Consider the following 16,031-nt stretch of genomic DNA (forward strand, 5'->3'; position numbering starts at 1 on the left):
GACTCCAGAAGTTTCTTATCCGGCTATCTTCATAACGCCCCATTCCTCTCCCTTGAATCTTGACGCATCCCATATCTTCCTTAAACTCCCTCTTCGTAAAACTATAACTGCAATGGCTGAAAAAAATAACGCCAACATTGGCTTTGAAAAACAAATATGGGACGCCGCCTGCGAACTGTGGGGACACATCCCCGCCGCAGACTATCGCAAAGTCATCGTCGGCCTGATTTTCCTGCGCTACATCTCCTGCGTCTTTGAACGGAAATTCCAGGCGCTCCTGGCGGAGGAGGAAGGCTTTGAAAATGACCGTGACGAATATCTGGCGGAAAGCATCTTCTTTATCCCGGAAAAAGCGCGCTGGTCCGCCGTCGCCGCGGCGGCGCACACGGAAGAAATCGGCAAGGTCATTGATGAAGCCATGCTTGCCATCGAAACCGAAAACAGGAGCCTGAAAAATGTCCTTCCCAAAAACTACGCCAGTCCGGATCTGGACAAACGGGTGCTGGGCAACGTCGTGGACATCTTCACCAATATGGACATGGGCGATGATGAGGCGGGGAAAGACCTGCTGGGCAGGACCTATGAATACTGCATCGCCCAGTTCGCCGCCTATGAAGGCGTGAAAGGCGGCGAATTCTATACCCCCGCCAGCATCGTCAAAACCATCGTCGCCATCTTGAAACCCTTTGACAACTGCCGTGTTTACGACCCGTGCTGCGGCTCCGGGGGCATGTTCGTGCAGAGCGTCAAATTCCTTCAGGCGCACAGCGGCAGGAAGGACGGCATCGCCGTTTACGGGCAGGAAAGCAATGCGGATACGTGGAAAATGGCAAAAATCAACATGGCCATCCGGGGTATTGAAGCCGACTTCGGCCCCCACCAGGCGGACACCTTCTTCAAGGACCTGCATCCTTCCCTTAAGGCGGACTTCATCATGGCCAACCCTCCCTTCAACCTCTCCAACTGGGGACAACCCCAGCTGCGGGACGACGTCCGCTGGAAATACGGCATTCCCCCCGCGGGCAACGCCAACTACGCATGGATCCAGCACATGATCCACCACCTTGCCCCGAACGGGAAAATCGGGCTGGTGCTGGCCAACGGCTCCCTGTCCACCCAGTCTTCCGGTGAGGGGGAAATCCGCAAAAACATCATTGAGGCGGATTTGGTGGAAGGCATCGTCGCCCTGCCCCCCAACCTCTTCTACAGCGTGACCATTCCCGTAACCCTCTGGTTCATCAGCAAAAACAAGAGGCAGAAAGGCAAAACGCTGTTCATTGACGCCCGGAAAATGGGAACCATGGTCACCCGCAAGCACCGCGACTTTTCAGAGGAAGATATCCGGAAACTGGCCGATGCCTTTGAAGCCTTCCAGAAAGGCGCCCTGGCGGAAGTCAGGGGATTCTGCGCCATCGCAGATCTGGAAACCATCAAACGGCAGGACTACATCCTCACCCCCGGCCGCTACGTCGGAATTGAGGAACAGGAAGACGACGGAGAACCTTTTAAAGAAAAAATGGCCCGTTTGACTTCCGAACTGTCCGATCTTTTCGCGAAATCCCACAAGCTTGAAATGGAAATAAAGGAACGATTAGGGGCTATTGGATATGAAATATAATCTTTCGGATATATGCGATTATGCCAAGGGCAAAGTTAATGTGGCTTCCTTGGGATATGAGAGCTACATATCCACAGAAAATATGATTTCTAACAAAGGCGGCATCACCAAAGCATCCTCACTCCCCAGTGTGGCACAAACACAGTCGTTTCAAGCAGGAGATGTTTTGGTATCAAATATTCGACCATATTTCAAAAAAATATGGTTTGCTGAATTTAATGGCGGATGCTCCAATGATGTTCTGGTATTGAGAGCGAAGGACGGCATCAGCAAGAGATTTCTCTACTATGTTCTTACAGATGATACATTTTTCAATTATTCAATGATCACATCCAAAGGTACGAAGATGCCTCGTGGAGATAAGACAGCCATAATGAAATATGAGATCCCATATTTTACTTATGAGGAACAGGAAAAAATAGCAGGAGTTTTGGAGGCACTTGATAAAAAAATACAACTTAATACGGATATAAATGATAATTTGCAGCAGCAACTTCGCGCAATTTTCAAGGGCCGTTTTACTGACAATCCCGAACTTGAAAGAATGACGCAGATACCGTTGTCTGAGCTGTGCCATGTTGTTACTAAGGGGACAACACCGACTACACTTGGCAAGCCTTTTGTCGGAAGTGGAATCAATTTCATAAAAGCTGAATCAATCTTAGACAACCACTCCATAGACAAAAGCAAATTTGCCTTCATTGATGAGAAAACTAACACGCTGTTGAAAAGATCAGTAATTCAATCCGGCGATGTTGTCTTTACTATTGCAGGTACACTCGGCCGCTTCGCTCTGATTGACGAAAATGTACTGCCGGCAAATACTAATCAAGCTGTTGCAATAATTCGTGTTGATACCGAAAAAGTCTTGCCTGAGTATGTTTACACTTGCTTCATCGGTGGATGGCATACTGATTATTATGCGAAGCGCGTACAACAAGCTGTTCAGGCAAATTTGAGTCTCACGACGATCAAATCCTTACCCATTCCGGTACTTGACGAAGACAAAATGCCTGATTATCTACGGCTCATTCTTCCGATTATTAAGGCAATCAAGGAAAACGAAGAACAGAGCGAGAGATTGGCTGCATTGCGCGATGTTCTTTTGCCCAAGCTGATGTCCGGCGAAGTTGATGTTTCGGACATCCGACTCTAAGCCGCTAAATTATCATTTAGCCTACTCTAATCTTGCCCAAGAACAAATATTCCAATATTTGTTCAACAACCTAATCAACATCATTGCCAACCGATATTCCAACGTCTTTTCTCATCACAAAATGATTGATTTTCAACAGAAAGTTGTATAATTACATTCATCATCAACCTTGAAGCATGCATTCAGATGGCAGGAGCATACACGGAAGACAGCTATGAAAAGTCTGTAGTGGAACTATTCCAGAACATGGGCTACACCCACGTTTACGGCCCCGATGTAGAGCGCGACTATCACCTTCCCTTTTATGAAGATGAATTGAAAAGCGCCATTTTCCACTTAAACCCCGCTCTGCCGAAAGGGGCTGTGACGGAAGCGCTTAACAAATTAAAAAACATTGATAATGGAGAGCTTGTACAGCGGAATGCCGTCTTTATGGACTATCTGCAAAACGGCATTTCCGTACAATACCGCGACAAAGGAGAACTCCGCTCCGACATTGTCTATCTGGCGGATTACAGCAATCCGGCCAATAATTCCTTTGTCGTGGCCAATCAATGGACATTCATGGAAAACAGCTGCAAGAGGCCGGACATGATTCTGTTCCTGAACGGCTTGCCCGTAGTGCTTGTTGAGTTGAAATCTCCGTCCCGGGAAGAGACGGATGCGTCCGAAGCCTATCGGCAGCTTCGCAATTACATGAAGGAAATCCCCTCCATGTTCGTTTACAACGCCATTTGCGTGATGAGCGATCAAATGACTTCCAAGGCCGGAACCATTACCTCCGGAGAAGACCGTTTCATGGAATGGAAAACGGTCGACGGCAGTTATGAAAATACCAGGTTCGCCCAGTTCGACACCTTTTTCGAGGGACTGTTCCAGAAACAACGCCTGCTGGATATTCTCAAAAACTTTATCTGTTTCTCCAATAACGGAAAAGAGACCATTAAAATTCTGACGGGCTACCACCAGTATTTTGCCGTCAAAAAGGCCATTGAATCTACCCGGGACGCCACTCTTACCGATGGCAAGGGCGGAGTATTCTGGCATACGCAGGGGAGCGGCAAATCACTGTCCATGGTCTTTTACGCCCACCTTCTGCAAGAGGCTCTGGAAAGCCCGACCATCGTTGTGCTTACCGACAGAAACGACTTGGACGATCAGTTATACGGTCAATTCGCCAAATGCAGGGACTTTCTGAGGCAGGAACCCATCCGGGCAGAAAGCCGGGAACACCTGAAACAGCTTTTACAGGGGAGGAAAGCCAACGGAATTTTCTTCACCACCATGCAGAAGTTTGAGGAATCCCATGAGGCTCTTTCCGAACGCAGAAATATCATCGTCATGGCGGATGAAGCCCACCGGGGGCAATACGGACTGGCGGAAAAGATCAGGATCTTCACAAACGAAGACGGCGAGAAAATTGCCAAAAGAGTTGTCGGCACGGCGCGCATGATCCGCAACAGCCTGCCGAATGCCACCTATATCGGCTTTACGGGCACTCCCATCTCAACCAGAGACAGAAGCACCCGCGAAGTATTCGGGGACTACATTGATGTCTATGACATGACTCAGGCGGTAGAAGACGGAGCCACCCGCCCCGTTTACTATGAAAGCCGGGTGATCAAGCTGAATCTGGATCAGGACACCTTGAAGCGGATTGATGACGAATACGACATCATGGCCTCCAACGCCGACCCGGATGTGATTGAGCGCAGCAAGCAGCAGCTGGGGCAAATGGAAGCCATTCTGGGCAACGACAACACCATTGACTCCCTTGTCCATGACATACTGGACCACTATGAGCATTATCGGGAAAACCTGCTGACCGGGAAGGCCATGATCGTGGCTTATTCTCGCCCCATCGCCATGAAAATCTATCGGCGCATGCTGGAATTGCGCCCGGAATGGAGGGAGAAGGTGAAGGTGGTGATGACCTCTGGAAATAATGATCCGGAAGAATGGAGGGAAGTCATCGGCAACAAGAGCTACAGGAATGAACTGGCCACGGAGTTCAAGGACAACGACAGCCCGATGAAAATCGCCATTGTGGTGGATATGTGGCTGACCGGATTTGACGTGCCTTCCCTGGCAACCATGTATGTTTACAAGCCGATGAACGGCCACAACCTCATGCAGGCCATTGCCCGCGTCAACCGTGTATTCGGCGACAAGGAAGGCGGCCTGGTGGTAGACTATGTGGGCATAGCCTCTGCCCTGAAACAGGCGATGAACGACTATACGAACCGGGATAAAGCCAACTACGGAGATACCGACGTGGCGACGGCGGCTTATCCGAAGTTTCTGGAAAAACTCAGCATCTGCCGGGACCTGTTCCATGGATTTGATTATTCCAAATTCACAACGGGCACTGATCTGGAACGGGCCAGAACCATCAGCGGCGCGGTTAACTTTATCATAGGCAGGGATAAGGAAAAGAAACAGGAATGTTTCCTTAAGGAAGCGCTCATGTTGCGCCAGGCTCTGTCCCTGTGCGCCTCCATCGCCCAGGAAGCCGACCGGTTCGAGGCAGCCTTCTTTGAATCCGTCCGAGTCCTGGTGCAAAGGCTCAGAAACGCGGGAGCCGGAAAGAAAATCTCCCTGAAGGAGATGAATGACAGGATTAACGAACTTCTAAAACAAAGCATCCGAAGCGAAGGGGTCATCAACCTGTTCTCCGATGTTTCCAGGGAGTTTTCACTTTTTGACCCAACGTTTCTGGAGGAAATTGCAAGGATGAAAGAAAAGAACCTTGCCCTGGAATTGCTTAAAAAGCTGATTCTGGAGCAGGTCTCCATTTACAAGAGGACCAACATCGTCAAGTCGGAAAAATTCAGCGAGAAGATGCAGCGGCTGATTAATTCCTACATCAATGGCTTAATTACCAATGAGGAAGTCATCGCGGAGATGCTGAAACTCGCGAAACAGATGGCGGAAGCCCGCAAGGAAGGCAGAAATCATGGCCTTTCCCCCGAAGAAGAAGCTTTTTACGACGCGCTGAACAGGCCGCAGGCCGTTAAGGATTTCTATAAAAATAACGAGCTGATCGCCGTGAGCAGGGAACTGACGGAGGCTCTGCGCAGAAACAGCACCATCGACTGGCAAAAGCGCACCCAGGCGCGGGCAAAAATGCGCACCATGATCAAACGTCTTTTGAAAAAATACAAGTACCCGCCCGATGATGTGCCGGAGGCTCTTCAAACCGTCATGAGCCAGTGTGAGCTGTGGGCGGATAACATCATGGATGTCAGGAAAAAGAGTTATTTGAATGATTCTTCCGGGGATGAGGGAACCCTCAGAGTAGCGGAAGATCCGGAACAATACGGGGTCAACAGCTGATCATGGCAAGGCATTCAACCAGGAATGAAAAATGAAATCCGCATCTGCCTGTTCCAGACATCGGCGGAGCAGCATATTCCCGCCTTTCGGATTTTTTCTCTTGCCAGACTGTGCCCCGTGTGGTTTACTGCGGCCCGCAACGGCAGGAATGCCTGAGCAGACAGCCCCATAGTGTAATTGGTAACACACCTGATTTTGGTTCAGTATTTCTAGGTTCGAGTCCTGGTGGGGCTGCCAGTTTTTCTTCAATTAAAAAAGGGATCTTAGCTCACTGAAAAGCGACTTGGACGATTTTGGCCATCAGGTAAGATAGAATAGTCTGTTGTTCGGTTAGATGGTGAAATTGGAATGTTAAGCTTTTATGACGTTTTCTTATGGGTCAACCCCAAAATCGGTGGGAAGAGGAATTTTGGAGCGTTTTTCATCGATTAAATCCACCACATTCAACCAGCACGCGCAAGCGGTAGTTTTGAAAGTTTCGATAGCCGTAGGCTCGTCGTTGGATGAGTTTCATTTTTCGGTGGAAGCCTTCCGTGATGCCGTTGTTTTGGACGAAGTGCCACATGCGGATGATGGGCGTAAACCATTTTCTGATGGTGATACCTATTTTTTTCATTTCCGCAGGTGCATGGTGAGTGAGTGAGTCCATCATTTCCTTGAGTTTGCGCAGGTTGTTGCGGCATTGTTTGATGTTTTGAGTTTTAAGTCTCAACAGGTCGCAGAGTTGTTCCTTAAAGGTGTGACAGGCGTGGATGGCAGGATTGAGTTCAAAGAGTTGATGTAAGGTTTGTTTTTCTCGCGGGGTGAGGTTGCTGGCTTTTTTTCTGAGAGGATGGATGATGGGGCGCTGCCAGCGTATGGTTTGTTGGGCCTGTTTGCAGAATTCCATGAAGTGGTGCTGGATCATACGGATGACGTGGAAGCGGTCTGCTACTATTTTGGCGTTGGGGAAGCATTTGCGCACGATGTTTCTGTAGCTGGAGCTTAGGTCCATCCAGACCATTTGTACTTTGTCTCTGTTTTTATAACGTTTTAAGTTTCTTTCTATTTGAGTGAGTGATTTGCCTTCGATGATGTCGTAGATGCGGTGATTGCCCAGGTCGGCGATGGTGGTGGCGAATGTTCGTCCTTTGTGGATGGTGTGTTCGTCGATACCTATCATGAGGGGCGCGGGGTAGTTGAGGGCTTCTTTGATTTTGAGGTGGAAACGTTCGTGGATGATGCGTTCTACGGTGCTTTGGGAGAGGCCGAATTCACGAGCAATGGTTTTGTTGTTGACGTTTTTGCAGTATTCATGGGCAATCATTTGCCTGTATTGTTCGCTGGATCGCTTTTTAGGGAGGAGGCCTTCCATGGGTTCCCGGAAGAGGTGGGAGCAGCGCTGACATTTGTAGCGTTTTGCTTTGATGAGCAATGTTCTTCTGACGCCTTCATGATTGATGAAGGCGGCTTTGCGCGAGTAGTGGTCGTAGAGTTTTAGTGTACGACTACGACATTGAGGGCAGGTAATAGGACGAGTGGTAATGTATTCTACACGTGAAGTTGTGGCTTGAGGGGTGCCTGTGGTGTAGAGTATTTTGAAGTTTCTATGATACACAGCGGGCATGGTAGGAATACGTCCCTCCATGCCCAACTTGTTTTTCAACGAATCGTTCTTTTCCTTGCGGTTCTTTTGTGGGGTCATCCACCGATTGTGACGATGAGCCTTTCTTATCCAATGACCAGATGGATAAAATTCAAATAACTGAAGCGGGATAGGATTAAAGTAGATGATTCCGATAAAATTTAAATTGATTCCAAATTAATGTATCTATGTCTGCCTTACACACCGCTGAAAAAATAGCCTTACTCGTTGCCAACGCATGGGAAAAACGCTCTACAAACGGACTTCGTGATGTATTAGCCGCTGATTTTGAATACGCCTCACAATGGGTCTTTGATACCATGCGCGGAGCAGATACCTATGTCGATTATCTGACAAGCAAGTTTAATGCCATCCAACGCAGCTGCTGCAATATAAACGTCAAAAATACGCGCTATTCCGATACCCTGATCGAAATCGATCTGGAACAATCTATGACAGATACCGTCAAAGTCGTCATGCTACAGTTGACAATCAGCAACGGTAAAATCACCCGCGCTGACATGTGCGCTCCGGCTTTCAGACAATTGCCCTAGATCGTGTCGTCACAATATCTTGAGCCATAAAAAGAGCCATCTGATTTAAAATCGACATTTTTTGACGGACTTTTCCCGGGAGCGGCTTATACTGGAAACATGAAACATCTTCTCTCCATATTTGCCGGAATTTTGTTGTGCGCGATCCTTCCGTCCGTGGCCGCGGACAAATACAGCATTATTCCGGAGCCGGGGCGCACGGAACTGAAACCGCAGGCCACCAGGACGCTCAAGCTTCTTTCCGACAAGGCCGAAGCTTCCCTGGGCAAGGATGCCTACCGGCTGGCCGTCACCCCCGGCGGCGTGCATCTGGCTTCCGGCGGCCGGGAAGGCAGGCTGTACGGACAGGCCACCCTCCGCCAACTCCAGGACCAGCTTGCCGCACAGCCGGAGGGCATCCCCTGCGGCGTCATCAAGGACAAGCCGCGCTACCCCTGGCGCGGACTGATGGTGGACCCGGCGCGCCATTTTATCCCGCTGGCGGACCTGAAAAAGTTCGCGGACCTGATGGCCTACTACAAATTCAACAAACTGCATCTGCACCTGACGGACAACCAGGGCTGGCGGCTGCCCGTTCCCGGCTATCCCAGGCTGGAAAGCGTGGCCTCCAAAAGGGCGGAAACCTTTGGAGACGGAATCCCCCATGGAGGCATGTACACCCGGGAGGAACTGAAAGAGCTGGTGGCCTACTGCGCGGAACGCGGCATTGAGGTGATTCCGGAAATCGACGTGCCGGGCCACAACGAAGCCCTGGCCGCTGCCTATCCCGAATTCTTCTGCTTCCCCAAACCGGACATGAAAGTCCGCACCGTGGCCGGAAACAGCAAGGAACTGGTCTGCCCGCAAAAGCCGGAAGTATGGAAATTCTATGCGGCCGTCTTCAAGGAGCTCAAGGACATCTTTCCGTCAAAAATCGTCCATCTGGGCGGCGACGAGGCACCCACGGAACTTTGGGAAAAATGCCCGCTGTGCCGTCAGGCGCGCGCCAGGGCCGGCATGAGGGACGAGCAGGAACAGATGCGGGCCTTCTTCGCCCGGATGACTGCCCTTCTCGCCAAAAACGGGCAAACGCCGCAATTCTGGTACGAAGGAAATGCCGGAATCTACCACCCGGGGGAAACAGTGTACGCCTGGCGGCAGGACCAGGCGCGCCAGTCCATTGACAAGACGAAAAAGGCCGGACTGAACCTGATCATGGCCTCCAACGAATACTGCTACCTGGACTTTCCCCAGATACAGGGACAATACAACTGGGGATGGATGCGGACGACCACGCTCCGGAAATGCTATGAACTGGACCCGGCCTTCGGCAAATCCCCGCAGGAAACCGGACATATACGGGGAGTTCACGCCGCAGCGTGGGCGGAACACCTGCCGGACCTGAATCATCTGCTCTACCGCGTCTACCCGCGGGCCATGGCCATTGCGGAAGCTGGATGGTCCCCGATGGACGTCCGCTCCTGGGACAACTTCCGGCGCAAGGTGGCGGATCACCGCGCCTTCGTCCTCAAACGCTTTAACTACGATCTGGAACGCACGAAGGAAAACGAACCGCCCTTCCGCTGGGAAAACAAAAAGTAATTCCGCTGTTTTTCCTTATCACGCACGGTTCATCATGGTAGAATAGTTCCGGAAATCACCGCCCTTCATGTTCCGCTTCCTCCGCATTCTGGCCTGTACTCTTCTCTCCGTCGCTGGCATGGCTCAAGCCGCGGACAAATACAGCATTATTCCGGAGCCGGAGCGCACGGAACTGAAACCGCAGACCACCAAAACGCTCAAGCTTCTTTCCGACAAGGCCGAAGCTTCCCTGGGCAAGGATGCCTACCGGCTGGCCGTCACCCCCGGCGGCGTGCATCTGGCTTCCGGCGGCCGGGAAGGCAGGCTGTACGGACAGGCCACCCTCCGCCAGCTCCAGGACCAGCTTGCCGCACAGCCGGAGGGCATCCCCTGCGGCGTCATCAAGGACAAGCCGCGCTACTCCTGGCGCGGGCTGATGGTGGATCCCGCGCGCCATTTCATCCCGCTGGCGGACCTGAAAAAATTCGCGGACCTGATGGCCTACTACAAATTCAACAAGCTCCAGCTCCACCTGACGGACGACCAGGGCTGGCGGCTGCCCGTTCCCGGCTATCCCAGACTGAAAAGCGTGGCCTCCAAAAGGGCGGAAAGCTTTGGTAACCGCACGCCCCACGAAGGCATGTACACCCGGGAGGAACTGAAAGAACTGGTGGCCTACTGTGCGGAACGCGGTATCGAGGTGATTCCGGAAATCGACCTTCCGGGCCACAACCAGGCCCTGGCTGCGGCCTATCCGGAATTCTTCTGCTTCCCGGACCCTGGCACGAAAGTGCGCACCACCGGAGGCGTCAGCCTGCACCTGGTCTGCCCCCACAAGCCGGAAATCTGGAAATTCTATTCCGCCGTCTTTGATGCCCTCAAGGACATCTTCCCGTCAAAGATCGTCCATCTGGGCGGTGACGAAGCTCCTCTGGAAAAAACCTGGGAAAAATGCCCCCTCAGCGTCAAGTACCGCCAGAAAAAGGGTATGAAGGACGTTCACGAGGAACTGAAGGAATTTGAGGGAAAAATGGCCTCCATGCTTGCCGCGCGCGGAAAACGCCCCCAGCTCTGGTATGAAAAGCCGTGGGCGGAAGCCGGAATCTACCGCAAGGGGGACACCGTCTTCACCTGGCGCATGGGGCTGACGCCCTCCACCATCACGGAAACCAAAAAACAGGGGCTTCCCCTCATCATCGCCGCTGGGGAACACTGCTACCTGGACTACCCGCAAATCCCCGGCCAGGACAACCGCGGCTGGATGCCTACCACCACGCTGGAACAAAGCTACAAGCTGGACCCCGCCTACGGCAGGCCGGAAAAGGAAACGGACCACATCATCGGCGTGCAGGCCACCATGTGGGCGGAACAACTCCCCACGCTGAACCACCTCCTTTACCGCACCTATCCGCGGGCCATGGCCATTGCGGAAGCGGGATGGACCCCGATGAATGTCCGCTCCTGGGACAACTTCCGGCGCAAGGTGGCGGATCACCGCGCCTTCGTCCTCAAACGCTTCAACTACGATCTGGAACGAACGAAGGAAAACGAGCCTCCTTTCAAATAAACACTCCGTATCCCTTTCTCATGAGCAGCATCAAAATAATACGCCCCCACCGCCCCTCCGTAGAAGAACTCGTCCAGGGGGTCATCTCCGGAAACAGAGCCCTGCTGGGCAGGGCCATCACCCTGATAGAAAGCAACGCCGCCAGGGACCAGGAAGCCTCCCGGGAACTCATCTCCAAGCTCCTTCCCCACTCCGGCAATGCCGTCCGGATCGGCATCACGGGCGTTCCGGGAGCGGGCAAATCCTCCTTCATCGAGGCCTTCGGCACCTACCTGTGCAGAAAAGGCTTCAAAGTGGCCGTCCTTGCCATCGACCCCTCCTCCTCCGTCTCCAGAGGTTCCATCATGGGGGACAAAACCCGTATGGAAGAGCTCTCCGGGGAAGAAAACGCCTTCATCCGCCCTTCCCCGTCCGGAGGCTCCCTGGGCGGCGTGGCCCGGAAAACGCGTGAAACCATGATCGCGTGCGAAGCCGCGGGCTTCGATGTCATCCTCATTGAAACCGTCGGCGTGGGCCAGTCGGAAACCACGGTGCGCTCCATGGTGGACATCTTCATGCTCCTGCTCATCACGGGGGCCGGGGACGACCTTCAAGGCATCAAGCGCGGCATCATGGAACTGGCGGACATCCTCGTCGTCACGAAGGACGACGGCGACAACCGCCAGCGCGCCGCCGCCCACTGTCAGGAACTGAAAATGGTGCTTCACTACCTCCAAAGCCCCACGCCCGGCTGGACGCCCTCCGTCCTCACCTGCTCCTCCCTGGAAGGGCGCGGACTGGACACCATTGAAGAGACGCTCTTCCGCTTCCGGGACAGCATGAAGGAATCCGGCTTCTGGTACAACCGCCGGAGGAACCAGTCCCTCTCATGGGTGCAGGCGCTGGTGCACGAGGCGCTCCTCACCTCCTTTGAGCAGCATCCCGCCGTGGCGGAACGCATGCCCATTCTGGAAAACATGGTGGCGGCGGATAAAATGGACCCCGTCTCCGCCGCCCACGACCTGCTGAGCCACTTCACCTACCCTCTGCCCGGACATTGAAGAAATCCGCCAGAACCCTGGCGTACACCTCCTTCTTGAAATCCGGCAGCCATTCCAGCCTGAACTCCTGCGGGTCTATCCACCTGAAGGCGCAGAACTCCCGGTAATCCAGCGTGGGTTCCGGAGCGTCCGCGTGCAGGCGGCACAGGAAATACTCCTGTTCCTGCCCCACGAAAGGCTGGTCCCTCTTCTTCCGGACGTAATCGAGTACCTCCGGCGGATAATCATAACGGTACCCCCCGCGGGACTCTTCAATGGAATACTGGGAAGGCAAAAAACCGACCTCCTCGCAAACCTCCCGGTGCACGGCCTCCAGGGCCGTCTCTCCCGGATCAATCCCCCCCTGGGGAAACTGCCAGGCTCCGGGTTCCCTGGAACGCTCACAAATCAACAGCTTTCCGTCCTCCCGGATCATCAACCCCGCCACATTGGGACGATATAATCTTTCCATGTCCCTCGTCCTAACACAACCCCCCCGGCATTTCCAGACATGTTCCTGTAATAAAAGTGCTGTTACAGGACATAAAACGTGAAAAGGCTCTCCGGTTCTCCATAAATTCCTGCCTTCAAATGGGAAAATACAGCCCGTGAAAAATTGTTCAGGATGAAAGGAAATGGTAACGGAGAACTAACTGAACAACACCGCGGGAATTCGGAGCAATGAAAAGACGGTAAAAAAGGATTGCCGATGATGCCCCATCTCTTGAAGGAAAAAAATCGGCCTCCACAAACTTCCGCCTTGTAACACAGCAACGGATGATTCTGACAAATTGAGAGAGTGCAGAAGTTGAACATGAACAGTGCATGCAGCCAATGGAACACGGGAAATGGACTGTGGAAGAAACAAGGAAGGGGAAAGACGAATGAAAGCGGCGGCAGGAAAAAATCATGTCCGCTTCTCGAATTGATCATGCTTCACCTTCCATGCCGGGACAAAAATGAAACAGCCGCCTTCTTCTCCCTTTCCCGCCTCAACAGGTGGCATCATTTGCAATCAGTCAACAGGAAATCGGCAGACCGTTCCAAGGACCATGCATGTCCCCCTGCACAGCAGGAGATGAAACAATGTGCCAGGTTCCTTTCCCGATGCTGATGAAGAAAGCCCCCCTACCCCTTCACACTGTTCTTAGGCTTTAAAAATCGGCCGATCAGATACTTCCGCACAGGTATATCATACCATCTCAAGCACACATAAGCTAATACAATGCTCCCGACGACCACACCCAGCGCACCGGGAAACGACTCCCAAAAGGTAAGCTCCTCATTCTTGACCCAGGCATAATACAGGTAAATGAACGGATAATGGACCATATACAGGGGATAGGAAATGTCTCCCAGGAAATTACAGATACGCGTCGTGTACTTGTCGGTCGTCTTGCCGGAGGCCCCAAGATAGACGAGAAGCGGGAAAAACAGGGCGAAACAGACCGTATCGTACAAACCATTCATCCATAAATTCTCTGCCCCGCCCAGGCGCGGCACGGACAGAAGAACGACGATCGAGAGGCTGCATATCCAAAAGGCGCCCTTCACCCGGGCAGGCTTGAACATGCGGAAAAGGAGCAATCCTGCGGAAAAGGAAAACATCAGCCGCAGGAATCCCGCGGTAAACTCTGTCCCGGTCAGGGAAAATCCTGCACAAATATCACCGTACGGCCCCAGAATGGCAAATGCGGCCAGCCCGCAGCCGGCGGCAAAAACCAGCAACGCAAGAGCCTTGGTGGAAAACTTGTGGATGAACAAGGCATAAAGAACGTTTCCGATATACTCGAAAAACAGGGACCAGCTGGGACCATTCAAGGGGTACATCTCTCCCAACCCCCGGACTTCCGTTCCCGGCGTGGCCGGAATCAACAACGCGTTGATGAACGTGGCGATAAACAGAGCCAGAACAGTCACCGTAGACACATCCCACACGGAGCAGCCTTGAAAATAAAACATGATCCCCCCGATGACGGCCCCCATCACCACCATCGGATGCAGGCGTATCACCCGGCGCTTGATGAACTCCTTGATCCCCATCTTCCCCCAGCGGTCGTCATAAGCGTAGCCGATCACGAACCCGGACAGGATAAAGAAAAAATCGACCGCCAGATAACCATGATTGATATTCTGATCCAAATGGCTGGTCGCGTAAGCCTCAAAAATGTGGAACCATACCACCATGATGGCCGCTACCCCACGCAGCCCGTCGAGAATATGATAATGCGGTTTTGTATTCGGAAGCGTAGCTGTAGAGAGTTGTGTTTCTGACATGAATAAATTCCGGAATCTAAAAGATGGTCGTCTATGAATGGTAGTTGCTACAATGGTCCATATTTTCGGTTTTCCAACGTTACAATATGTATTGTTTAACTTCCCAGATTTTTTTCTCATATCATTAATAAATTTCTAAAATATATTCGTTAAACTAATTGAAGTTTTAGGATTTGTACGATTACTAATGAAAAAAAAGAAACAGAAAAAAAATGAAGGGAAATAAAATTTCAAATAGAAAGAGTAAAGAATAAAGTATTTAACTATCCCCAAACATGAGCACTTTCTGCATCGTAAAAATGAATATTTAGAAGAATTTTATTTTTCCGGCATTCTATACTTTTTTCTTTTAATTTATTTGCATTTAAAATAATTTTCTTATTATAAGAGCTATTCCCATCCCCATATATACTTATATAAACATTTTCTATTTTTCCTGAAGCTATCATATGTAAAATATGAGAATCATTTTCGTCTAAAGAATGGCCAAATATAAAAAGATTTTTTCCTATAGATTCAAAGCTTCTATACGCTTTACTTAGATATGCATTATGAAAAATTTTAGCTTTCTTTTCTTTACTTGTTCCTTCAGATACAAAAATGGGGAATTTATTACTGTTTAATGCACTTCTAATTTGGTCAATTAATCTTTTACCAGTATTAATCCATGTAAATTTTTTAATCTCGTCATCAGAATCAAATATGTGTAAGGCACCATGTAAAAAATATACACTTGCATTATTTTTTGAATCCCAAACTACATAATCATTAATGTCTTTTATTTTACCAAAACCGTCATTAAAATTTTGTTTTTTACTTGTATCTTCCAAAGAATTCATCATTGTCCAATAAAGTAAAAGATCATAATTTAAAGTAAAAATTCTATCAAAATTTGATAAAAAAGAACGACAGGATTCATATTCTGTTTGTTTTATCTCACTGGGAAAATCAGGATGCTTTCTACATATAGTTTGAATTAGTATTTCTTTTAATGATTTTGCATCGTATTGCATCTGATTAATTATTGAGGAATCATCAGTATAGGAAGATAATATTATTGTCGTGTCATTAAGAATTCGTATGATTTTTTCAAAATCATACGTCTTAAGTAAATTGAATATTTCCCTAAGCCGTATATTATTTTTAAAATCGGCAGTTTCAAATAATTTTTCATAAAGAAAAATATCCTTTTTGCACGCAATACTAAATCCATTACCCAGAAGAATATGCTTTCCTTGTCCTTCACATTTTTCTATTGCTTCTTGAAATGTTATAATATTGTCTATCATAAAACCATACTGGATGAATTTCTATAATAAA

The 16,031-nt window shown here is 50.3% G+C and carries 11 protein-coding genes and 1 tRNA gene; 8 read left to right on the top strand and 4 right to left on the bottom strand.

Annotation, left to right across the window (positions count from 1 at the left end):
* Positions 1-112 precede the first annotated feature (112 nt).
* The 4 genes from OQH67_RS11945 to OQH67_RS11960 all read left to right on the top strand — a co-directional run bounded on the left by OQH67_RS11945 (position 113) and on the right by OQH67_RS11960 (position 6,347).
* Positions 113-1,618, top strand: a complete 1,506-nt coding sequence (locus OQH67_RS11945; protein WP_215433657.1) for a type I restriction-modification system subunit M — start codon at positions 113-115, stop codon at positions 1,616-1,618.
* Positions 1,608-2,774: a restriction endonuclease subunit S gene (locus tag OQH67_RS11950; RefSeq protein ID WP_215433653.1), complete on the top strand. Its 1,167-nt coding sequence runs from the start codon at positions 1,608-1,610 to the stop codon at positions 2,772-2,774. Before OQH67_RS11945 ends, OQH67_RS11950 begins: the two co-directional genes overlap by 11 nt.
* Before the next feature lie 186 nt (positions 2,775-2,960).
* Positions 2,961-6,110 (top strand): type I restriction endonuclease subunit R, encoded by a 3,150-nt coding sequence (locus OQH67_RS11955; protein ID WP_215433651.1) that lies wholly within the window; start codon positions 2,961-2,963, stop codon positions 6,108-6,110.
* Positions 6,111-6,272: 162 nt separating this feature from the next.
* Positions 6,273-6,347 (top strand) — tRNA-Gln (locus OQH67_RS11960).
* A gap of 184 nt (positions 6,348-6,531) precedes the next feature.
* On the opposite strand, the gene OQH67_RS11965 is transcribed toward OQH67_RS11960, so the two are convergent.
* On the bottom strand, positions 6,532-7,794 hold the full coding sequence (locus OQH67_RS11965) for an ISL3 family transposase (RefSeq protein WP_215433648.1): 1,263 nt from the start codon (positions 7,792-7,794) through the stop codon (positions 6,532-6,534).
* A 128-nt stretch (positions 7,795-7,922) separates the two neighbouring features.
* Between OQH67_RS11965 and OQH67_RS11970 the strand changes: the two genes are divergently transcribed.
* From OQH67_RS11970 to meaB, 4 genes are all read left to right on the top strand, one after another.
* On the top strand, positions 7,923-8,288 hold the full coding sequence (locus OQH67_RS11970; protein WP_215433645.1) for a hypothetical protein: 366 nt from the start codon (positions 7,923-7,925) through the stop codon (positions 8,286-8,288).
* 99 nt (positions 8,289-8,387) lie between these two features.
* Complete coding sequence (locus OQH67_RS11975; RefSeq protein ID WP_215433641.1) at positions 8,388-9,869, top strand: beta-N-acetylhexosaminidase; 1,482 nt, start codon at positions 8,388-8,390, stop codon at positions 9,867-9,869.
* A 67-nt stretch (positions 9,870-9,936) separates the two neighbouring features.
* Positions 9,937-11,415: a beta-N-acetylhexosaminidase gene (locus OQH67_RS11980; protein WP_215433638.1), complete on the top strand. Its 1,479-nt coding sequence runs from the start codon at positions 9,937-9,939 to the stop codon at positions 11,413-11,415.
* 20 nt (positions 11,416-11,435) lie between these two features.
* Positions 11,436-12,455, top strand: coding sequence for a methylmalonyl Co-A mutase-associated GTPase MeaB (gene meaB / locus OQH67_RS11985; RefSeq protein WP_215433635.1), 1,020 nt, complete (start codon positions 11,436-11,438; stop codon positions 12,453-12,455).
* On the opposite strand, the gene OQH67_RS11990 is transcribed toward meaB, so the two are convergent.
* From OQH67_RS11990 to OQH67_RS12000, 3 genes are all read right to left on the bottom strand, one after another.
* Positions 12,430-12,906, bottom strand: coding sequence for an NUDIX domain-containing protein (locus OQH67_RS11990; protein WP_215433632.1), 477 nt, complete (start codon positions 12,904-12,906; stop codon positions 12,430-12,432). The two genes, meaB and OQH67_RS11990, sit on opposite strands and share 26 nt — an antisense overlap.
* Positions 12,907-13,562: 656 nt before the next feature.
* Entirely contained in the window at positions 13,563-14,711 is a 1,149-nt protein-coding gene (locus tag OQH67_RS11995) for an acyltransferase family protein (protein ID WP_215433629.1), read from the bottom strand.
* 263 nt (positions 14,712-14,974) lie between these two features.
* The gene (locus tag OQH67_RS12000; protein ID WP_215433626.1) at positions 14,975-16,000 is read right to left on the bottom strand and encodes a DUF4917 family protein; all 1,026 of its coding nucleotides are present in this window, start codon (positions 15,998-16,000) and stop codon (positions 14,975-14,977) included.
* Positions 16,001-16,031: the final 31 nt, after the last annotated feature.

The sequence above is a fragment of the Akkermansia biwaensis genome (assembly GCF_026072915.1).
In the GTDB taxonomy this organism is placed as follows: Bacteria; Verrucomicrobiota; Verrucomicrobiia; order Verrucomicrobiales; family Akkermansiaceae; genus Akkermansia; species Akkermansia biwaensis.